Source organism: Plantibacter elymi (nom. nud.) (assembly GCF_900177795.1).
Classification (GTDB): domain Bacteria; phylum Actinomycetota; class Actinomycetes; order Actinomycetales; family Microbacteriaceae; genus Plantibacter; species Plantibacter elymi.
Genome location: NZ_FXWJ01000006.1, coordinates 151,324 through 170,770, shown reverse-complemented (window position 1 = coordinate 170,770; position 19,447 = coordinate 151,324). Strand labels below are relative to the sequence as shown.

Sequence of the window (19,447 nt, the reverse complement as noted above, 5' to 3'; positions counted from 1 at the left end):
GCGACACGGCGCATGCGCCTCTGCCACACTGTCGACAGGCTTGCACACCGGACGAGGGGCCCGACCATGACCGCAGGGACGCCAGCACACCACGCTCCGACGCACCGGAAGCGCCCACGGTTCCGTCGGCTCCTGACCGCGGCCGCCGTCGTGATCGGTCTCGGCCTCGTCGTCGCGGTCATCGCGGCCATCACCCCGTGGCCGTCCGCCCTCCTCATCCGCTCGGTGTTCGAACGCGGCGGTGCTGCGACGGTCGCCGAGATGGAGCCGTACGTCCCCGACACGGAGCTCACGGAGTTCCGCGACATCGCCTACGCGGCACCGAGCGGCGGCCGACCGCAGGTGGACACCACCCTCGACGTCTTCACCCCAGCGGACGGCACCGAACCGCTGACCACGATCGTCTGGATCCACGGCGGCGCCTGGATCTCCGGCGAGAAGGGCAACGTCGAGCCCTACCTCCGCATCCTCGCAGCAGCGGGGTACACGACGATCGCGGTCAACTACACGATCGCTCCCGAGGCCGTCTATCCGACGGCCGTGAACCAACTCAACGACGCCCTCGCGTACATCTCGGAGCACGCCGCCGAGTGGAACGGGAATCCTGACCGCCTGGTGCTCGCGGGTGACTCAGCGGGGTCGCAGCTCGCCAGCCAGCTCGCCGTCCTCACGACCAACCCCGACTACGCGACGCTGTCGGGCATGACTCCGGGTATCGCCGCGGATCAGCTCGTCGGGACGATCCTCAACTGCGGGGTCTACGACCTGCCGGCGATGGCCGAGCTCGACGGCATCGGCGCCTGGGGCCTCCAGACCGCCCTCTGGGCCTACGCGGGCACGAAGGACTGGTCGGAGACGTCGACCGGGGCGCTCATGTCGACGATCGACTTCGTCACCGCCGACTTCCCGCCGACCTTCATCACCGGCGGGAACGGCGACGCGCTCACCTGGTTGCAGTCGGTCCCGATGAGCAGGGCCCTCGAGGATGCCGGCGTCGACGTGACGAAGCTGTTCTGGGCCGCGGACCACGAGCCGGCACTCCCTCACGAGTACCAGTTCCACCTCGACCTCGACGACGCCCACGTGGCGCTCACGGCCACCCTGGACTACCTCGCGGCGCTCGACGCGAACCTCGACGCAGCGCCGACCTCCACGCCCTGACCGAAGCGGTTGCCGCGGAACTTGCGCCGGGTGTAAGTTTGCACACTACGCAAAATCCCCAACGTCGGTGCGCCTGCAAACCGGCGCGCCCAGAGTCGAACGAGACCGCATGTCATCCAGTTCCCCCGCCTCGACCGAGCCGTCGGGATCCGCCCCCGTCCTCAGTCACCGGCAGATCCTCTTCATCATCTTCGGCCTCATGGCCGGGATGTTCCTCTCCGCGCTCGACCAGACCATCGTCGGCACCTCGATGCGCACGATCGCCGACGACCTCGACGGCATGGCCCTCCAGGCGTGGGTCACCACCGCGTACCTGATCACCTCGACCGTCTCGACGCCGATCTACGGCAAACTGTCCGACATCTTCGGCCGCCGCCCGCTGTTCATCATCGCGATCTCGATCTTCCTCATCGGCTCGCTGCTCGCCGGCATGTCCGGTTCGATGTACGAGCTGGCGATCTTCCGTGCCATCCAGGGCCTCGGTGCCGGTGGCCTCATGGCCCTGCCGCTGACGATCATGGGTGACATGCTCGCCCCGCGCGAGCGCGCCAAGTACCAGGGGTACTTCCTCGCGGTCTTCGGCGTCTCGAGCGTCATCGGCCCGCTCATCGGCGGCCTGTTCGCCGGTGCCCCCGAGCTGCTGTTCATCACCGGCTGGCGCTGGGTGTTCCTCATCAACCTGCCGATCGGTGTCATCGCGCTCGCGATCGTCCTCCGTTTCCTGCACATCCCGCACACGCGCCACAGCGTCCGCATCGACTGGTGGGGTGCCGCCACGGTCGTCCTCGCCGTCGTGCCCCTGCTGCTCGTCGCCGAGCAGGGCCGCATCTGGGGCTGGGCCTCGGCCGGGTCCATCGCCTGCTACGCCATCGGGGTCGCCGGCATCATCGGGTTCATCCTCGTCGAGCGGGCCATGGGCGACGACGCGCTCATCCCGTTGAAGCTCTTCAAGAACTCGACCTTCCGGGTCGCCACGATCCTCGGCGTGCTCGTCGGGTTCGGCATGTTCGGCGCCATGATGACGGTGCCGCTGTTCCTGCAGCTCGTCGAGGGCGCGACGCCGACCGAGTCCGGCCTGCTGATGCTGCCGATGATCCTCGGCCTCATGATCTCCTCGATCGCGAGCGGCCAGATCATCGCGCGCACGGGCAAGTACAAGGCGTTCCCGATCGTCGGTACCTTCCTGCTCCTGAGCGGCTTCTTCTACTTCAGCTTCGCGACGGCCGACAAGCCCGTCTGGTGGATGATGGGCGGCATGCTGCTCGTCGGCCTCGGACTCGGCCAGCTGATGCAGACCCTGACGATCGCGAGCCAGAACGCCGTCGAGGCGCGCGACATCGGGGTGGCGACGAGCTCGTCGACCTTCTTCCGTCAGATCGGTGGAACGCTGGGCACGGCCGTCATCTTCTCCGTGCTCTACACGCGACTCCCCGACACGATCGGTGCGGCGTTCAAGGATCCGACACTGCTCGCGAACGCCCAGGCTGCAGCGCAGGACCCTGCCGTGCTCTCCGATCCCGCCAACACGGGGATCCTGGACGTGCTCTCCAAGGTGCAGTCCGGCGGCTCGGCCGGTTCCGCACTCGACGGCGACACCTCGTTCCTCGTCGGTGCGAACCACGACCTGGCCGCGCCGTTCCTCACGGGGTTCGCGGATGCGACCGTGACCGTGTTCTGGGTGAGCTTCGCGGTGGTCGCCGTCGCATTCGTGCTGAGCTGGTTCCTCAAGGCGCCGCCACTGCGGGCGAAGTCCGCGCTGCAGGAGCGCACCGACGCCCAGGCTGCGGAGGACGCCGAGGACGAGTTGTCGCTCGCCGCCCAGCGTGCCGCGGAGCTGGCGGGGTCGCAGCTGTCACCCGACACCGCGAGCAACCGCGTCGTCGATCCGTCCGCCCGTCGCTGATCGTCGTCCGTCGGTTTGCCAGCGCACCGCGCTGACGTGAGCGCGGGGTGACCGCCGCCGGCGCACCGCGCTGAGGGGGTCATCCGGGTGCCAGCGCGGTGCGCTGACGTGAGCGCTGTCGAATCGGCGTCACCGCGGCCCCAGCGCGTGGGCGCGCCCCTCCGGAGGGGCGCGCCCACGCCGCTGACCCGCGCTCGCGTCAGCGCACCGCGCTGGCGCCACACCCCACCCACACACCAGAGCAGCATGAGAGCGCTCTCAGCAGGCGATAGCATGGGCGTGCACCCAGCCACGAGGAGCTTCGATGACGCACGCCCCCCAGCCCACCACCCGTCCGGCCCTGATCCTGCCGCCGTTCCTCTGGGGTTCCGCCACCGCGGCCGCCCAGGTCGAGGGAGCAGCGCACGAGGACGGCAAAGAGGACTCCATCTGGGACGCCTTCGCCCGGGTGCCCGGCGCGATCGCCAACGGTGACGACCTCGAGGTCGCCGTCGACCACTACCACCGCACCGCCGGCGACATCGCGATCATGTCCGAGCTGGGCCTCGACGCCTACCGCTTCTCCACGAGCTGGGCACGCATCAAGCCGGACGACCGCGACGTCAACCCCGCCGGCCTCGACTTCTACAGCCGCCTGGTCGACCAGCTCCTCGACGCCGGCATCCTCCCCTGGCTCACCCTGTACCACTGGGACCTCCCGCAGGCGCTCGAGGAGCAGGGCGGTTGGACGAACCGCGACACCGCGCTGCGCTTCGTCGACTACGCCGAGGCCACCTACGCGACGCTCGGCGACCGCGTCCAGCACTGGACGACCTTCAACGAACCGTTCTGCTCCTCCCTGCTCGGCTACGCCGTCGGCGTGCACGCGCCCGGCCGACGCGACGAAGCCGCCGCGCTCGCCGCCATCCACCACCAGCACCTCGCCCATGGCCTGGCGACCACGCGCCTCCGGGAGCTCGGTGCCGAGCAGATCGGCATCACCCTCAACCTCACCAATGCGATCCCGGCGGACCCCACCGACCCGGCCGACGTCGACGCCGCCCGCCGCGTCGACGGGATCATGAACCGCATCTTCCTCGAACCGATCGTCCTCGGTGCGTACCCGGCCGACGTCGCCCACGACCTCGAGGGCCTCGGCCTCGACACGCTCGTCCGTGACGGCGACCTCGAGACCATCTCCGCCCCGATCGACTTCCTCGGCGTCAACCACTACCACGACGACCTCGTGTCGGGTCACCCCGACGACTCAGGCGCCGACGGCGGCCACTCCGGCGCGACCGAGCGCGAGGCCGGTTCGCCCTGGCTCGCCTCGCCCGACATCTCCTTCCCGAGCCGCGGACTCCCCCGCACCGCGATGGACTGGGAGGTGCACCCCGCCGGTCTCCGCACCCTGCTCGTCCGGCTCGGCCGCGAGTACCCGACGCTGCCGCCGCTGTACGTGACCGAGAACGGTGCCGCCTACGACGACGTCGTCGCAGAGGACGGCCGCATCCACGACGTCGACCGCGACGCCTTCATCCAGGACCACATCGACCAGGTGGAACTCGCGATCGCCGACGGCGCCGACGTGCGCGGCTACTTCGTCTGGTCGCTGCTCGACAACTTCGAGTGGGCGTACGGCTACGACAAGCGGTTCGGCATCGTGCGGGTCGATTACGACACGCAGGAGCGCACGATCAAGGACAGCGGACTCGCGTACGCACGCCGCATCGCCGCCTCGCGTGTGGTGCCCGCCGTGGCGGAGCTTCCCTGACCCACGAACACTCCGGCGTGTCGCGATCGAGGGGCCGCGACACGCCGGTCTCCTGAGGAGCGGCACTGGCCACGGACGTCCAGACGCCCGGCGATACACTGCACTCGGCACGCTCACCCACTCGGAAGGGGACGATGATGCAGTCCGGTCAAGGGGCCCCCACGCTCGAGATGGTCGCGGCCCGCGCAGGCGTCTCCCGCGCGACCGTGTCGCGGGTCGTGAACGGCTCACCGAAGGTCACGGCCGAGGTCGTCGCCGTCGTGAACGAGGCGATCGCCGCGCTCGACTACGTCCCCAACCGTGCGGCCCGCTCACTGGCCTCCCGCCGGACCCAGGTCATCGCGCTCGTCGTCCCGGAGTCGACCGCCCGGGTGTTCTCCGACCCGTTCTTCGCGTCGGTCGTGCAGGGCGTCGCCCTCGAGCTGGCGGAGACCGACTACACGCTCAACCTCCTCATCGCGAGTGAGGCGAACTCCGAGAAGACCCGCCGCTACCTGCTCGGTGGCAACGTCGACGGCGCGCTCGTGGTGTCGCACCACAGCGGTGACCACTCGTACACGAGGCTCGGCCAAGAGCTCCCGATCGTGTTCGGCGGTCGCCCGATGGGTGCCGATGTCGTCGACAGCACCTACGTCGACGTCGACAACGTCGAGGGAGCGAGGACCGCGGCCCGTCACCTCATCGAGGCCGGCCGGACGCGGATCGCGACGATCGCGGGCCGCCAGGACATGCCGGGTGGGGTCGACCGACTCGCCGGGTGGCGCGCGGAGCTCGAGCTCGCGGATCTTCCACACGACCTCGTCGAGGTGGGCGACTTCTCCCCGGCCGACGGCGCTGCCGCGATGCGGCGTCTCCTCGCGCGCGGCGTGCCCATCGACGGGCTCTTCGCCGCGAACGACCAGATGGCCGCCGGCGCCTATTCCGTCATCCGCGAGGCCGGCCTGACGATCCCCGGCGACATCGCCGTCGTGGGCTACGACGACGACCGCTACGGCGAGACCGCAGCGCCGCCACTCACGACGATCGCGCAGTCGCCCGTCGACCTCGGTGCCGAGATGGCGAGGGTGCTGGTCCGTCGCCTCGCGGGCGAACCGGTCGAGCGCGTCACGATGATGCCGACCCGCCTCGTCCCGCGCGCCTCCGTCTGACCCTCCCCCCCCCCAGCCCGCGAACTGTCACCAGACGACAGTCACAGGCGCAGTGACTGTGCTGAACTGACAGTTCGCGGGCTAGGAGAGGCGGGCTCGGATGATCTCGATGGCCTGCGGGTTCTCGTCGACGAGGACGTACCGACGGCCGAGCGCCTTCGCGACCGCCCCCGTCGTGCCGCTGCCGGCGAAGAAGTCGAGCACCCAGTCGCCCTCGCGGGAGGACGCCTGCACGATGCGACGCAGGATCCCTTCGGGCTTCTGGGTCGGGTAGCCGGTCTTCTCGCGACCGGTCGGGGAGACGATCGTGTGCCACCAGACGTCGGTGGGAAGCTTGCCGCGCGCCGCTTTCTCAGCGGTGACGAGCCCGGGCGCCATGTACGGCTCGCGGTCGACGGTCGCGTTGTCGAAGTGGTACCCCTTCGGGTCTTTCACGTAGACGAGGATCGTGTCGTGCTTCGTCGGCCAGCGACTTTGCGCCTTCGCGCCGTAGTCGTACGCCCAGATGATCTCGTTGAGGAAGCACTCCCGGCCGAAGAGGGCGTCGAGCAGCACCTTGGCATAGTGCGCCTCGCGGTAGTCGAGGTGGAGGTAGAGGGTGCCGTCGGCGGCCAGGACGCGCCAGGCCTCGACGAGGCGCGGCTCGAGGAAGCCCCAGTAGTCGTCGAAGGCGTCATCGAAGCGTCGGAGGTCGCCGCGGATGCGCTCGTACGCCTGCCCCTTGAAGCCGGCGAAACGGTTCACCCCGGTCTCCGCGGTGCGCACCGAGGTCGAGGAATGGCGACGCTGCACCCGTCCCGTGTTGAACGGCGGGTCGAGGTAGATGAGCGTGAACGACTCGTCGGGCAACTGCGCCACGACGTCGAGGTTGTCGCCCTCGAGGACGAGGTCGGGGCCGTCGGGCGTCCACAGCGGCAGCGCGTCGTCGGTCGCTGCTGCAGAGGGAGGCATGTGTTCATTGTGGCAGGGCGCCGCGGCACGTGCCGGTTCTCGCGGCACGTCCTGCAACGCGTGCCGGGAGCGCGGGCACGTGCCGCTGTGGGAAGGAACGATCGGCCCCGCGCGTTGTACCGCGTATGACCACGGAGTTCGCCAACGAGACAGATGCCCAGCGCTACACCATGCACGTCGACGGCCAGCTGGTGAGCGTCGTCGACTACCGGATCTCGGGCGACTCGATCTCGTTCCCCCGTACCTTCACCACGCCGCCCTTCCGCGGCAAGGGGTACGCGGGCGAACTCGTCGCCTACGCGGTCGACGACGTCGAGCAGCACAGCGACCGTCGGATCGTCCCGATGTGCTGGTACGTGGGCGAGTGGTTCGACGCGCACCCCGAGCGTCAGGACCTCCTCACCCGCTCCGCCGACTAGCCACCAGCGCGTCACCCACCGGCCACCTGACGGTTACGCACGGGGACTAGCGTCCCTGCCATGCAGCAGCTCGTCTCGCACTACGCCCCGCCGCCCGCACTCGACCAGGTCGACGGCTACCAGGTGGTCGACGTCGACGACGACGACCCCATCCTGCTCGACGCCGCCGGCAGCCACATCGACACCTGGCGCGAGGGCTACCCGTACGCCGAGCGCATGTCGCGAGAGCAGTACGAGAGCGACAAGCGACTGCTCCAGATCGAGCTGCTGAAGCTGCAGAACTGGATCAAGGCGAACGACCGTCGGTTGGTCGTCGTGTTCGAGGGACGCGACGCGGCCGGCAAGGGTGGCACGATCAAGCGCTTCACGGAGCACCTCAACCCGCGCGGCGCCCGCGTCGTCGCGCTGGAGAAGCCCACTACCCGCGAGTCCACGCAGTGGTACTTCCAGCGCTACGTCCAGCACCTGCCGGCCGCCGGCGAGATCGTGCTGTTCGACCGGTCCTGGTACAACCGCGCGGGCGTCGAACGCGTGATGGGGTTCTGCACCCCGGCGCAGTACGACGAGTTCATGCGCCAGGCCCCGCTGTTCGAGCAGATGCTCGTCGGCGACGGCGTCGACCTCGTGAAGTTCTGGTTCTCCGTCTCCGCCGACGAGCAGCGCACACGCTTCGCGATCCGCCAAGTCGACCCGGTGCGGCAGTGGAAGCTCTCCCCCATGGACCTCGCCTCACTCGACAAATGGGGCGACTACACCCGCGCGAAGGAGGCGATGCTCGAGGCGACGGACACCGCCGACGCCCCGTGGACGATCGTCAAGAGCAACGACAAGAAGCGCGCCAGGGTCGAGGCGATGCGGCACGTGCTGCACCGCTTCGACTACGACAACAAGGACCACGAGGTCGTCGGCACGCCCGACACCAACATCGTCGGCCCAGCGGCCTCGGTCTACGAACGCGGCGAGCGCAACCTCGGCGACTGAACCGGACGCCGGGCCGCAGCGCCCGCTATCCTCTGGATCATGCAGCCGAAACCGTCACCGTTGCGACGCCTCACCTCGTCGAGCGCGATCTACGGCACCGTCGTCTACGCCGGCCTCGTCGGCGCGTCGAGCGTGTACGAGGAGGACGACGTCGAGCAGGTGCTCATCACGAGTGCCCTGACCCTCATCGTGTTCTGGCTCGCGCACGTCTACTCGGCCGCTCTCGCACACCACGGCGACGACCGGCACGAGGCGCTGGTGACGCTCGGCGCGTCGATCAGGCACGGGTTCCAGGAGTCGTCCGGGATGCTCCTGTCCGCCGTCCTCCCGACGATCCCGCTCGTGTTCGGCGTCGCCGGTGTGCTCAGCCACGAGCACGCCGTGATCCTGGCATTGCAGGTGTCGACGCTGATGCTCTTCGTGCTCGGCTGCGCGGCGTTCGTGGTGCGCGGGTCACGCTGGTGGTGGTGTCTCCTCGGCGGCGTCGCGACGGCCCTGTTCGGGATCGTGATCATCCTGCTCGAGGCCGGCACCCACTAGTCCGGCCCGCGACGGGTCCCGAATGGCTGGTGTCGAGCGTCCGGGGCAGACCGTTCGAGCCCCCTCGCGAGCTCAGCGGCGGGTGGCGAGCGCTTTCGCGGACTGCTGCGCGGCGCGACGGACCTCGCGGTCGGGGTCGCGGAGGAGCGCCTCGAGGAGCGGCTTGGCGTCCTCACCACCGACGACGGCGAGCGCCCGGGCTCCGGCTGCGCGCACGCGGGCGTGGTCGTCGCTCAGCAGTGGTGCGAGCGCGGCGACGTCGCCGATCCGGCGCTCGGCGCAGACGCGTGCGGCCATCTCGCGGACGCGCCAGGCCTGGTTGCCGAGCGCTCCGACGACGGGCGCGGTGGCCGAGTCGTCCCACACGTGCAGCAGGGCGCGGGTGCCCCAGAGCTCGGGCCAGTACAGCGCGGGTGCTCCGCCGAGGATGCCCTCGGCGTGGTGTCCGCCGACGACACGGAGGAAGTCCTCGCCCTCGTAGCGACCGGCGAGGAGGGACACGCAGCGTTCGACGACCCGGGTCTCGCTCTCGGCGGCCACCGCATCGGCGAGCCGCTGCTCGAGGGACGCCTGGGTGGCGGGGGTCGACGGGTCGGGTGTCTCGTTCTGCGCTGTCATCGTCCCCCCACCCTAGCCCGCGAGCTGTCACCAACGGTGGGTGATGCAGCCGCACACCCGCCACTGGTGACAGTTCGCGGGCTGCGGCAGGTTACGGGACGCGGGTGAGCCAGGCGTCGGTGGCGAACTTGTCGGTGACGAGCTGCTCGGCGGCGGCGCGCTCGGCATCGGTGACGTGGCCGGGGGTCGCGCCGGTGATCTCGACGAAGGTGTCCTTCATGCGATCGATGATCTCGGCCCGCGAGAGCCCGGTCTGGCTGCGGAGCGGGTCGACGCGTTTGGCGGCCGAGGTGGTGCCCTTGTCGCTGAGCTTCTCGCGCCCGATGCGGAGCACCTGGGTCATGAGTTCGCCGTCCATGTCGTAGCTCATCGTGACGTGGTGCAGGACGGCGCCGTTCCCGAGTCGCTTCTGCGCGGCACCGCCGATCTTGCCCGACGGGCTCGTGATGTCGTTGAGCGGCTGGTACGTCGCCTCGATGCCGAGCGAGCGGAGGGCGACGAGCACCCAGTCGTCGAGGTAGGCGTAGGAGTCGGCGAAGGTCATGCCGTTCACGAGCTCGGCCGGGACGTAGAGCGAGTAGGTGATGATGCCACCGCGCTGCATCATCATCGCGCCACCGCCGGAGACGCGGCGGACGACCTCGAAGCCGTTCGCCTTCGCGTTGTCGAGGTCGACCTCGTTCTTGAGCGACTGGAAGCTGCCGATGACGACCGCCGACTGGTCCCACTCCCAGATGCGGAGCGTCGGACCGCGGCGGCCCTCGCCGACCTCGTTCGTCAGCACCTCGTCGAGCGCGAGGTGGAGTTGCGGCGACACCGAGCCCTCATGGATGAGCTGCCAGTCGTAGTCGCCCCAGCCCGTCGCCTTCGCGAGGGAGCGGCGAATGGCCGTCGCGACCGCCTCGGGCGTGAAGCCGAGGAGCACGGCATCCTCCGGCAGCGCACCGCGGATGGCGGCGGCGAGACCTGCGGCGTCGGTGGTGGCCGGGAGCCCGGTGACGGCGCGGTCGATCAGCGCGAGCGCGTCGTCGGGTTCGAGGAAGAAGTCGCCGGCGAGGCGGAAGTCCGCGATGCGGTCGTCGACCACCTCGAGATCGACGACGACGAGCTTGCCACCCGGGACCTTGTACTCACCATGCATGCCCCCAGCCTATTCCTGGACGGCGTCCGGATTCCCCGGAAGGGGCGTCGAACCAGGTCAGGAGTCGAAGCCGATGCCGAAGCGGTCCATGACCTTCAGGAGCAGGCCGTCGCGGCCCTCGTTCGCGTCGGAGCGGGCGACCGCGCGACGGACGGTCTGGATCGCGGGGTTCGCGATGGGCTCCGGCGGGATGGGGATCGGCTTGGACCGGACCATCTTCAGGCGGGTCAGCTCGGTCGACTCGCCGCTCAGCAGATCGAGCATGACCTTCGCCCCGAAGCGCGTCGCTCCGACCCCGAGCCCGGTGAACCCGGCGCTGTAGGCGACGCGTCCGCCGAGTGCCATGCCCTGGAACGCCGACAGCCGCGAACACATGTCGATCATGCCGCCCCAGGCGTGGGTGAACCGGACGTCGAGTTGCGGATAGGTCGTGAAGAAGTGGTCGGCGAGGGTCTCGAACGTCTCGCGGCGCTGGTCGTGCTCCGGCCGGATCCTGCCACCCCGGTGGTAGACCGCGTCGAAGCCGCCGTAGAGGATGCGGTCGTCGGCGGACCGGCGGGAGTAGTGGAATTCTCGACTCGAATCGGCGATGCCGAAGCGGTCGGTCCACCCGATGCTCTCGAGCTGCTCCGGGGAGAGCGGCTCGGTCATGAGCACGTAGTCGTACACGGGGATCGTCAGGAGCTCCGTGCGCTTGAGGAGCGACGGGAAGCCGTTGGTGGCGAGCGCGACCTGCCGAGCCTGCACCCCGCCCTGCTTCGTGGTCACCGCGACGCCGTCGCCCGAGCGGCGCAGCCGGGTCGCCGGGGTGTGCTCGAAGACCCGCACGCCGAGCTCGATGCACGCGCGCTTCAGACCCCAGGCGAGCTTCGCCGGGTGGACGAGCGCGGTGCTCTTCCACTCCCGCTGACCGGCCAGGTACACGGGCGAGTGCACGAGCGCCTGGACGGCCTCGCGATCGAGGAAGACACCATCCCCCGACACCTCGCGCAGGGCGTCCACCTGGTGCGGCTCGGTCGCGACCGTGAGCACACCGGTGTGCTCGAACTCGGCGTCGATCCCGAGGCGGTCGAGCGTGGCGACGAACTCGTCGAAGTTCTCGTCCGCCAGGCGTTCGAGCTCCGGCAGTTCGTCGGCGAAGTGGCGCTCGCCGTTGTCGACACCGTGGGTGAGACTCTCCTCGAAGAACCCGCCGTTCCGGCCACTCGCCGCCCAACCGACCTCGTTGCCCTCGATGAGCACGACGTCACGCGAGGGGTCGGCCTCCTTGGCGATGAGGGCGGTCCAGAGTCCGGAGTAGCCGCCGCCGACGACGAGCAGGTCCGCCGAGACGTGGCCGACGAGTCGAGGCTCCGGCGTCGGGCGGTCGGGGCTGTCGAGCCAGTACGGGACCGTGCTCGCTCCCGCGAGCGACCGTGCGATGCGCTCCGCCGAGTTCCGTCTGCGGTGGCTGTAGGTGGGTCCGTCCGAGGTCACCGGGTCTCCTCTGCGTCGAGTGTGGGTGCCGCGACTGTACTCCGCGGGCGTCGTGCTTGTCCCGGTCTCGCGCCCTTCGACAGGCTCAGGGACCAGGAGAGGGTGGCGGCTCAAGTGCGCTTGTCGAGCCACTCCACGACGTCGCGCTCGACGTCCTCGCGGTTCAGCTCGTTGAAGATCTCGTGCCGCGCCTCGGGGTAGATGACGAGCGTCACATCCGTCAGCTTCGACCGCTTCACGTACGCGTCGCGGAGGAGGGTCAGGCCACGGACGCCACCGAGGGAGTCGTCGGATCCACCGAGGATGAGCACCGGTACCGCGCGCGGCAGGCGCTTCGGCGGGCGACCGAGGAAGGCGAACGCCTGGATCGGGTTCCACACGGGGGTGACGCCGATGTCGAAGTTGCGCTCGTCGGCGGCGAATGCGGCCCAGGCGGCCGGGTCTCGGTTGAGCCACTCGAGGCCGGTCTTCCCGGTCTTCCGCCAGCGCTTGTTGAGGTCGCCGGCGTTGATGACGCCGGGCATCGCGAGCGAGGTGCCCGAGAGGATGAGGAGCTCGTAGAGGTCATGTTCGGCGACGACCTTCTGCGCCATGAGCGAGCCCCAGCTGTGACCGAGCAGGGCGAGCCGCGACTCGGGGAAGCGGGCCCGCAGGTGCCGGCCGACGGCGGCGACGGAGTCGATCGCACCCCGGGTCGTCCGAGGGCCGAGCTTGCCGAGGCCGAGGTGCTCGAGCCCCGTGCGACCGTGGCCGCGGTGGTCGTCGGCCGCGACCGTGTACCCGGCGTCGTTGAGTCGTGCGGCGAGGCGCCCGTACCGGAGGGCGTGCTCCCCCGCACCGTGGGCGATGTGCACGACGGCCCGCGGGTTCGGCACCTCCCACAGGTAGACGTAGACCGTGACGCCGTCGTCGTCGACGATCGTCTCGGTCGCATACGGTCGCGGTTCGACGGGGCGGTTCGCGTCGTCGACGGGTGGCGGGGTCTGCTCGCTCATCCCGCCAGCGTAGGCCCTCGGCCCGGCGACGTCGCGAGTCCGTTTGCAGTTCCCGGAGGGCAGGCGTACGGTGAACAAGGCCCGAACGGCGGGCCGGCAGGTTTCGACGGAAGCGAGGTGAGCGGCCATGGCTGGTGACAGTATCCGCGCCATCGCATCGACGAACCGCCTCGCCTCCCTCACCCGGTAGGCGCTGCCACCGCCGGTGCCGAGGCGCCCTCACTCACACCTCCCCGGGTGCGATCCATCACGATCGCCTGCACCCGCGCGGCCGCCGCACGTTCCCGTCGATCGATGGACGGAGACCTCATGGCACTCATCGACAACGGCATCTACGTGACCGGACGGCGCTCGGCGAGCCCGCGATCGCTCGACGCGACGTACGAACTCCTCAACGAACAGCGCGGTATGGCCTGGATCGGCCTGTACCGCCCCGAACCGTCGGAGATCCGCTCCGTCGCTCAGGAGTTCGACCTGCATCCGCTCGCCGTCGAGGACGCCCTGAAGGGCCATCAGCGGGCGAAGCTCGAGCGCTACGGCGACACGCTGTTCGTCGTCCTGCGTCCCGCCCGCTACCTGGACGAGGAGGAGCGGGTCGAATTCGGCGAGGTGCACCTGTTCGTCGGACCCGGGTTCGTCGTCACGGTCCGCCACGCAGAGAAGCCCGACCTCGGCCAGGTCCGGCGGCGACTCGAAGCCCGGCCCGACATCCTCGCGCTCGGCCCCGACGCCGTCCTGCACGCCGTGCTCGACCAGGTCGTCGACGGCTACGGTCCCGTCGTCGCGGGGCTCGAGAACGACATCGACGAGATCGAGGACGAGCTCTTCGGCGACGCCGCGGACGTCTCGCGTCGCATCTACGAACTGCTGCGCCAGGTCATCGCGTTCCAGCGCGCGACCACGCCCCTGCGGGCGATGCTCCACGGCCTGCTGCAGGGCGCCGACAAGTACGGCCTCGACGAGGAGCTGCGCAACGGCTTCCGCGACGTCCTCGACCACACGCTGCGGATCGCGGAGCGCGTCGACTCCTTCCGGCACCTGCTCCGCAACGCGCTGACCGTGCACGCGACGCTCATGACGCAGCAGCAGAACGAGGAGATGCGACGCCTCTCAGAGGCGAGCCTCGCGCAGAACGAGGAGTCGCGTCGGATGAGCGAGACGGCGCTGGCGCAGAACGAGGAGATCAAGCGGATCTCCTCCTGGGCGGCGATCCTCTTCGCCCCGACGCTCATCGGCACCGTCTACGGCATGAACTTCGACGACATGCCGGAGCTCCACTGGCAGTTCGGCTACCCGGTCGCCATCGGAGCGATGCTCGTCCTCTCCGGCACCCTGTACGCCATCTTCCGAGCCCGCCGCTGGCTCTGACCCCACCCTGCTCGCGAACTGTCACCAACGGTCAGTCCTGCACCCCGTGCACTGTCGGTTGGTGACCGTTCGCGGGTTTACTTAGGGTGGCTAATGAGCTAAGCTAATGAATCGTGGCAAGCGGAGCAGGCACGAAGACCAGAGCACTCACCATCGCCGAGCAGGCGTCCGAACTCCGGATGGGCACCTTCCGGCTCGCGAGACGACTGCGCGGAGAGAAGTCGGTCGACGACCTCAGCGATCCGCAGTTCTCCGTCCTCGGAGGGCTCTACAAAGAGGGATCCGCAACCCTGCGGGCACTGGCCGAACGCGACCGCGTGTCCGCGCCATCCATGAATCGCACCGTCAACTGCCTCGAAGAGGCCGGGTACGTCACCCGAGAAACCGACGCGGCCGACCGCCGGAAGGTCACCATCGCCCTCACCGAAGCGGGCCACACCACCGTCACCGAGACCGTCCGGAAGCGCGACGCGTGGATCACCCAGCAGCTGCGCGCGCTCACCCCGGACGAACGCGACACCCTCGCCCGCGCAGCCGAGATCATGAGGAGACTCGCCACCCAGTGAGTGCAATGTTCCGTTCCCTGTCCAGCGTCAACTACCGCATCTGGTTCATCGGCGCACTCGTGTCGAACGTCGGCGCCTGGATGCAGGCCACCACCCAGAACTGGGTCGTGCTGACCGACCTCACCGACAACGACGCCGTGGCCGTCGGCGCCACCATGGCCCTGCAGTTCGGGCCACAGCTCGTCCTCGTGCCGATCACCGGTCTCATCGCCGACCGCTTCGACAAGCGGAAGATCCTCATCCTCACCCAGTCGAGCCTCATGCTCCTGGCTTTCGCCCTCGGCGCCCTGCTCATCTTCGGTCACGCCGAGCTGTGGCACATGTACCTCTTCGCGCTGGCCCTCGGCATCATCAACGCCGTCGACGGCCCGGCCCGCCAGACCTTCGTCTCCGAGCTCGTCGACGAGCACAACATGTCGAACGCCGTCGCGCTCAACTCGGCCTCCTTCAACGCGGCACGCATGGTCGGCCCCGCCATCGCCGGTCTCCTCATCGTCGCGATCGGTTCCGGGTGGGTGTTCGTGGTGAACGCCTTCACCTTCCTCGGCGTCATCGGCGCCCTGTTGGCTCTGCGCACGGGCAAGCTCCGTCGAGCGCCGCGCCCTCCGCGGGCTCGAGGACAGTTCGTCGAGGGCTTCCGCTACGTCCGCGGGCGGCCCGACCTCATGGTCGTCTTCGTGATCGTGTTCATCATGGGCGCGTTCGGCATGAACTTCCCGATCTTCGCCTCGACCATGGCCGTCGAGTTCGGCAAGGGCGCGGGCGAGTACGGCATCCTCTCCTCGGTGCTCGCGATCGGTTCCCTGACCGGCGCGCTCCTCGCGGCGCGGCGGGCGCAGGCCCAGATGCGGATGATCGTCGGCGCGGCGGGGCTCTTCGGGGTCGCTGCGCTCACGGCCGCGTTCATGCCGAGCTACTGGTCGTTCGCCGCCGTGCTGATCCTCGTCGGCTTCTCGACGGTGACGCTCCTGACCACCGCGAACGGACTCGTGCAGACGAGCACCGAGGCCGCCGTCCGTGGCCGGGTGATGGCGCTGTACATGGCGATCCTCATGGGCGGCACCCCGATCGGCGCGCCCATCGTCGGGTGGGTGGCGAACACCTTCGGGCCGCGCTGGGCGCTCGGCCTGGGCGCGCTCGCCGGGTTCGCCGCCTGCGCCACCGGCCTGGCCTACGGGGTGTTCCGTCATCACCTCCGCCTGCGCGTCGCGCCCGACTCCCGCTGGCGCTTGCAGTTCACTCACGACGGCGTCGTCTCGCCGGTCACGCCGGAGGACTTCTCGGAGCAGATCGCGCTCACCTCGCCGATCCCACTGCCGAAGCCGAAGTCACGCGCGAAGGCGCCCGAGCCGCGCCCGGAGTCGCGTCCCGAGTCGTCGCCGGTCGACGAGTCGACGACCCTCACCGGCTCCCGCCGCTAGACGGTCCTCCGCTCTGGGCCGCTCAGCGTTCAGAACTCCTGCATCCTGCGACCGCCGGGGCTCCCGGGCGCGCGGGTCGGCGGGTGACTTGGCCGGTCGTCACGGGCAGCAGGAGTTACGAACGAGCCGCCACTGGACGGAAGCTCGGGACCCAGCACCGCAGTTCCTCACGGTAGCGGCGGTAGGGGTCACCGAAGCGCGCCTCGAGGTCGGCCTCCTCGACGGGCCGGACCAGGACGTTCCAGACGACGGCACCGAAGACCGCGTAGACGACCACGATCCAGGACGACAGCAGAAGTCCGACGCCGACACCTTGGACGATGCTGCCGACGGCCATCGGATTGCGGACGAAGCGATACGGCCCGGCGATGACGAGTCGGTTCGGCATCGCGGCGGGGAGCGGTGTCCCACCCCCGGTCGTCGCCATCGCGGCTGCCGACCAGAGACCGACGACGCTCCCGAGCACCAGGACGATGATGCCGACGACGACGGCGATGTGCTCCGCATCCGGCGGCAGGGCGATCGCGACCTGCCACCGCAGCTCGAAGAACCGCAGGACGGCGGGGATCACCGCGAGGAAGACGCCCCAGAACGCGACGATCTCGACGGCCGTCCTGATGAGTTGCGCACCGGTCGACGCCGACGCATCGGCTGGGCGGAACGCGAACGGCCCGATGGCGATCCATGCTCTCGGGATCCCGCCGGTGAGGACGAGCGCGAGGGCCGTGACCGAGCCGACCGCGGCGCCGACCATCAGCAGGGCGCCGATCCCCGCCTCCTGGGTCACGGCCGCGAAGATCCCCAGTGACACGGTGACCAGCAGCGTCCATACGGTCGCGAGGATCGCCGCCCATCGGATGGCGCACGCGGCGAGCGCCGAGGCGACGACGAAGAGCGGGACGTCGAGTACTGCCGTGACGACGGGGTCGAGGCTGCCGAGCGTCGCCGCACGGACGGGCGGGACGAGGAACACGGACACCCACCATGCGGCGCCGGCGAGGGCCTGCACGGCGAAGTACCAGCGCCCCCAGCGCTCGGCGCTCATGTGATCGTCGGTGTCGGCGGCGTCATGGGCGTCGGCGGGCGACGAGCCACGCGACGAAGCGCCACCCCAGCAGGAGTGCGGCGAGGACGAGGACGGTCACGATGACGAAGCTGAGTTGGACGCCCTGGCCGGAGACCGCGCGCAGCACCATCCCGACGACGACGGTCGACACCCAGACGACGACGCCGGCCCAGCGGACGGAGCGGGTCTCGCGCTGACCGAGGACGAGCGCGAGGACGTGTCCGACGAGGAGTCCGACGGCGAACGGCCACAGCGTCACGAGGAGTCCGAGGATTCCTTCGCCGTGGCTGGCGCGGCCGATGAGGACGAACACGATGACGGCGAGGAGGTCGATGCCGACGGTCGCGGCGAATCCGGCGGGGGTCCTGCTGGGGCGGTCCATCCCCTCACCCTATTGGCGTCGCCGCCGCCCACCCTGGAGGGAGGCCGCATGGCGCGCTCCGGGGCCTGTCGCTCGGTGCCGTCGCTGGCTACGATGGCGCTGACACCCGATCGACGAAGGAGCCGTCATGTCGTTCCAGGCCTATCTCGACGCCGCAGAGGCGAAGACCGGTAAGACCCCGCGCGAGCTCGTCGACGAGGCGCACGCCCGCGGCTTCGACGCGTCGACGAAGGCCGGCGAGATCCTCGAGTGGCTGAAGGCCGACTACGAGCTCGGCCGGGGTCATGGGATGGCGCTCGTGCACGTCATCAAGAACGGTCCGACGATCAGCGACAAGCACGTCGGCACCGACGGGGTGCACCGCGACGAGTCGACCGAACTCTGGCTCGACGGAGCGGCGACGAAGCCCGCCGCCGGCTGACTCCCGTCCGGGTTGATGCCAGCGCGGTGCGCTGACGCGAGCGCGGGTCGTGTGCGTGAGCGCGCCCCTCTGGAGCCCCGCGCTCACCCGCCAGACCCGCGCTGAAGCCTGAACACCGCCGTTCACGTCAGCGCACCGCGCTGGGCCCAGGACACCCACATTCGCGTCAGCGCGGTGCGCTGGCGGACGGACACAGCGATCAGTACCAGAAGATCGGGATCCAGTCGCGATGGTGGGCGTGCACGATCGCGAGGAAGACGATCGCGTCGAAGAGCAGGTGCACCGCGAGGATGTAGCCGAGCGACCGCGTCTTCGAGAACAGGTACCCCTGGAGGAGTGCGAACGGGAACGTCAGGAGCGGACCCCACGAGCGGTAACCGAGTTCCCAGAGGAAGGAGACGAAGATGACGGCCTGCAGCAGGTTGGCCTGCCAGACCGGGAAGTGCCGTCGCAGCAGGGCGAAGCAGGTGCAGATGAAGAACAGCTCGTCCCAGGTGCCGACCGCGTTGACACCGACGAAGAACCGGCCGAGTTCCCCGGCGTCACTGATCACCGGCCAGTTCTCGTAGGCACCCGAGCGGATGAAGTAGAACGGGAGGATCGCCCAGCCGAGGAGGGGGACGGCGAAGAGGTAGGCGATCTCGCCCTTCGTCTTCTTCTCACGGCTGCGCCAGGGGAAGGTGATCGCCTTCCGCCGGTAGACGAATCGGTCGATGAGGAACGGGACACCGACCGCCAGCAGGAGGACGGTGCCGATGCGGAAGAAGCTCGGCCAGGAGACATCCGCCTCCACGGACGTGGTCGAGACGATCCCGATGCCGATCGCGATGAGGAACAGGTCCTTCGCGAGCTCACGGTCGATGAGGATCGCGGTCGCGAGCGCGGCGACGAGGAGCGGGTAGCCGGCGAGCGGCTGCATGAGGCCGAAGAGGCAGAACGCGGACGCGGCGAGCAGCACCGCGGGGATCAGCTTCATCGGGCGGCGGGCCGGGACGATCATCTCGGTCTGCATGCCGTCGATCCTACGGGTGTCGCCCAACCGACTGATGCCGGCGCGGTGCGCTGGCGTGAGAACCCCTGAACGGGCGCGACCGCGGGCCGCGCGTGTGAGCGCGACCCTCCGGAGACCCGCGCTCA

The 19,447-nt window shown here is 69.6% G+C and carries 19 protein-coding genes; 11 read left to right on the top strand and 8 right to left on the bottom strand.

Annotated features, from left to right (window positions below; translation table 11 throughout):
• Positions 1-66 precede the first annotated feature (66 nt).
• The 4 genes from CCK91_RS18420 (at position 67) to CCK91_RS18405 (ending at position 5,965) form a co-directional block, all read left to right on the top strand.
• On the top strand, positions 67-1,161 hold the full coding sequence (locus CCK91_RS18420) for an alpha/beta hydrolase (protein ID WP_086475269.1): 1,095 nt from the start codon (positions 67-69) through the stop codon (positions 1,159-1,161).
• Between the two features lie 109 nt (positions 1,162-1,270).
• Positions 1,271-3,064, top strand: a complete 1,794-nt coding sequence (locus tag CCK91_RS18415; RefSeq protein ID WP_086475268.1) for an MDR family MFS transporter — start codon at positions 1,271-1,273, stop codon at positions 3,062-3,064.
• Between the two features lie 304 nt (positions 3,065-3,368).
• Positions 3,369-4,817, top strand: a complete 1,449-nt coding sequence (locus CCK91_RS18410) for a GH1 family beta-glucosidase (RefSeq protein WP_086475267.1) — start codon at positions 3,369-3,371, stop codon at positions 4,815-4,817.
• A 134-nt stretch (positions 4,818-4,951) separates the two neighbouring features.
• Positions 4,952-5,965, top strand: coding sequence for a LacI family DNA-binding transcriptional regulator (locus CCK91_RS18405; protein WP_086475266.1), 1,014 nt, complete (start codon positions 4,952-4,954; stop codon positions 5,963-5,965).
• Positions 5,966-6,046: 81 nt separating this feature from the next.
• On the opposite strand, the gene CCK91_RS18400 is transcribed toward CCK91_RS18405, so the two are convergent.
• Positions 6,047-6,916 carry a DNA-methyltransferase gene (locus CCK91_RS18400; RefSeq protein ID WP_086475265.1) on the bottom strand — a complete coding sequence of 290 codons (870 nt, stop codon included), beginning with the start codon at positions 6,914-6,916 and terminating at the stop codon, positions 6,047-6,049.
• A gap of 125 nt (positions 6,917-7,041) precedes the next feature.
• Here CCK91_RS18400 and CCK91_RS18395 point away from each other — a divergent pair, with 125 nt between their 5' ends.
• The 3 genes from CCK91_RS18395 to CCK91_RS18385 are packed head-to-tail and all read left to right on the top strand — an operon-like array spanning position 7,042 to position 8,856.
• Positions 7,042-7,335, top strand: a complete 294-nt coding sequence (locus CCK91_RS18395; protein WP_086475264.1) for a GNAT family N-acetyltransferase — start codon at positions 7,042-7,044, stop codon at positions 7,333-7,335.
• Between the two features lie 60 nt (positions 7,336-7,395).
• Complete coding sequence (gene ppk2, locus CCK91_RS18390) at positions 7,396-8,316, top strand: polyphosphate kinase 2 (protein WP_086475263.1); 921 nt, start codon at positions 7,396-7,398, stop codon at positions 8,314-8,316.
• A 39-nt stretch (positions 8,317-8,355) separates the two neighbouring features.
• Positions 8,356-8,856: a hypothetical protein gene (locus CCK91_RS18385; protein ID WP_079706439.1), complete on the top strand. Its 501-nt coding sequence runs from the start codon at positions 8,356-8,358 to the stop codon at positions 8,854-8,856.
• A gap of 72 nt (positions 8,857-8,928) precedes the next feature.
• Here the strand turns inward: CCK91_RS18385 and CCK91_RS18380 are convergent, their stop codons facing one another.
• The 4 genes from CCK91_RS18380 to CCK91_RS18365 form a co-directional block, all read right to left on the bottom strand.
• Positions 8,929-9,474: a HEAT repeat domain-containing protein gene (locus CCK91_RS18380; protein ID WP_086475262.1), complete on the bottom strand. Its 546-nt coding sequence runs from the start codon at positions 9,472-9,474 to the stop codon at positions 8,929-8,931.
• A gap of 91 nt (positions 9,475-9,565) precedes the next feature.
• Complete coding sequence (locus CCK91_RS18375) at positions 9,566-10,615, bottom strand: lipoate--protein ligase family protein (protein ID WP_079706437.1); 1,050 nt, start codon at positions 10,613-10,615, stop codon at positions 9,566-9,568.
• Between the two features lie 57 nt (positions 10,616-10,672).
• A complete protein-coding gene (locus CCK91_RS18370) occupies positions 10,673-12,091 on the bottom strand; it encodes an NAD(P)/FAD-dependent oxidoreductase (RefSeq protein WP_242664613.1) in 1,419 nt (472 codons plus the stop codon).
• Positions 12,092-12,201: 110 nt separating this feature from the next.
• Entirely contained in the window at positions 12,202-13,086 is an 885-nt protein-coding gene (locus tag CCK91_RS18365) for an alpha/beta hydrolase (RefSeq protein WP_165767092.1), read from the bottom strand.
• A gap of 309 nt (positions 13,087-13,395) precedes the next feature.
• On the opposite strand from CCK91_RS18365, the gene CCK91_RS18360 reads away from it, so the two are divergent.
• The 3 genes from CCK91_RS18360 (at position 13,396) to CCK91_RS18350 (ending at position 16,441) form a co-directional block, all read left to right on the top strand.
• Positions 13,396-14,454, top strand: a complete 1,059-nt coding sequence (locus CCK91_RS18360) for a magnesium and cobalt transport protein CorA (RefSeq protein WP_064295772.1) — start codon at positions 13,396-13,398, stop codon at positions 14,452-14,454.
• A gap of 113 nt (positions 14,455-14,567) precedes the next feature.
• Positions 14,568-15,020, top strand: a complete 453-nt coding sequence (locus tag CCK91_RS18355; RefSeq protein ID WP_369821917.1) for a MarR family winged helix-turn-helix transcriptional regulator — start codon at positions 14,568-14,570, stop codon at positions 15,018-15,020.
• Positions 15,021-15,025: 5 nt separating this feature from the next.
• Positions 15,026-16,441 (top strand): MFS transporter, encoded by a 1,416-nt coding sequence (locus tag CCK91_RS18350; RefSeq protein ID WP_086475260.1) that lies wholly within the window; start codon positions 15,026-15,028, stop codon positions 16,439-16,441.
• Positions 16,442-16,556: 115 nt separating this feature from the next.
• Here the strand turns inward: CCK91_RS18350 and CCK91_RS18345 are convergent, their stop codons facing one another.
• Both CCK91_RS18345 and CCK91_RS18340 read right to left on the bottom strand, forming a co-directional pair.
• Entirely contained in the window at positions 16,557-17,486 is a 930-nt protein-coding gene (locus CCK91_RS18345) for a methyltransferase family protein (RefSeq protein ID WP_086475259.1), read from the bottom strand.
• Positions 17,487-17,508: 22 nt separating this feature from the next.
• A complete protein-coding gene (locus tag CCK91_RS18340; protein ID WP_086475258.1) occupies positions 17,509-17,889 on the bottom strand; it encodes a DUF3054 domain-containing protein in 381 nt (126 codons plus the stop codon).
• Between the two features lie 127 nt (positions 17,890-18,016).
• Between CCK91_RS18340 and CCK91_RS18335 the strand changes: the two genes are divergently transcribed.
• A complete protein-coding gene (locus CCK91_RS18335) occupies positions 18,017-18,310 on the top strand; it encodes a DUF4287 domain-containing protein (protein WP_086475257.1) in 294 nt (97 codons plus the stop codon).
• Positions 18,311-18,509: 199 nt separating this feature from the next.
• On the opposite strand, the gene CCK91_RS18330 is transcribed toward CCK91_RS18335, so the two are convergent.
• A complete protein-coding gene (locus CCK91_RS18330) occupies positions 18,510-19,322 on the bottom strand; it encodes a CPBP family intramembrane glutamic endopeptidase (RefSeq protein WP_165767091.1) in 813 nt (270 codons plus the stop codon).
• Between the last annotated feature and the right edge of the window lie 125 nt (positions 19,323-19,447).

Excerpts from the sequence above, each read along its gene's own strand:
- CCK91_RS18420 (WP_086475269.1), top strand. The coding sequence starts at position 67 with ATGACCGCAGGGACGCCAGCACACCACGCTCCGACGCACCGGAAGCGC.
- CCK91_RS18375 (WP_079706437.1), bottom strand. The coding sequence starts at position 10,615 with ATGCATGGTGAGTACAAGGTCCCGGGTGGCAAGCTCGTCGTCGTCGAT.
- CCK91_RS18380 (WP_086475262.1), bottom strand. The coding sequence starts at position 9,474 with ATGACAGCGCAGAACGAGACACCCGACCCGTCGACCCCCGCCACCCAG.
- CCK91_RS18385 (WP_079706439.1), top strand. The coding sequence starts at position 8,356 with ATGCAGCCGAAACCGTCACCGTTGCGACGCCTCACCTCGTCGAGCGCG.
- CCK91_RS18345 (WP_086475259.1), bottom strand. The coding sequence starts at position 17,486 with ATGAGCGCCGAGCGCTGGGGGCGCTGGTACTTCGCCGTGCAGGCCCTC.
- CCK91_RS18410 (WP_086475267.1), top strand. The coding sequence starts at position 3,369 with ATGACGCACGCCCCCCAGCCCACCACCCGTCCGGCCCTGATCCTGCCG.
- CCK91_RS18365 (WP_165767092.1), bottom strand. The coding sequence starts at position 13,086 with ATGAGCGAGCAGACCCCGCCACCCGTCGACGACGCGAACCGCCCCGTC.
- CCK91_RS18350 (WP_086475260.1), top strand. The coding sequence starts at position 15,026 with ATGTTCCGTTCCCTGTCCAGCGTCAACTACCGCATCTGGTTCATCGGC.
- ppk2 (WP_086475263.1), top strand. The coding sequence starts at position 7,396 with ATGCAGCAGCTCGTCTCGCACTACGCCCCGCCGCCCGCACTCGACCAG.
- CCK91_RS18395 (WP_086475264.1), top strand. The coding sequence starts at position 7,042 with ATGACCACGGAGTTCGCCAACGAGACAGATGCCCAGCGCTACACCATG.
- CCK91_RS18360 (WP_064295772.1), top strand. The coding sequence starts at position 13,396 with ATGGCACTCATCGACAACGGCATCTACGTGACCGGACGGCGCTCGGCG.
- CCK91_RS18405 (WP_086475266.1), top strand. The coding sequence starts at position 4,952 with ATGATGCAGTCCGGTCAAGGGGCCCCCACGCTCGAGATGGTCGCGGCC.
- CCK91_RS18335 (WP_086475257.1), top strand. The coding sequence starts at position 18,017 with ATGTCGTTCCAGGCCTATCTCGACGCCGCAGAGGCGAAGACCGGTAAG.
- CCK91_RS18340 (WP_086475258.1), bottom strand. The coding sequence starts at position 17,889 with ATGGACCGCCCCAGCAGGACCCCCGCCGGATTCGCCGCGACCGTCGGC.
- CCK91_RS18415 (WP_086475268.1), top strand. The coding sequence starts at position 1,271 with ATGTCATCCAGTTCCCCCGCCTCGACCGAGCCGTCGGGATCCGCCCCC.
- CCK91_RS18400 (WP_086475265.1), bottom strand. The coding sequence starts at position 6,916 with ATGCCTCCCTCTGCAGCAGCGACCGACGACGCGCTGCCGCTGTGGACG.
- CCK91_RS18330 (WP_165767091.1), bottom strand. The coding sequence starts at position 19,322 with ATGCAGACCGAGATGATCGTCCCGGCCCGCCGCCCGATGAAGCTGATC.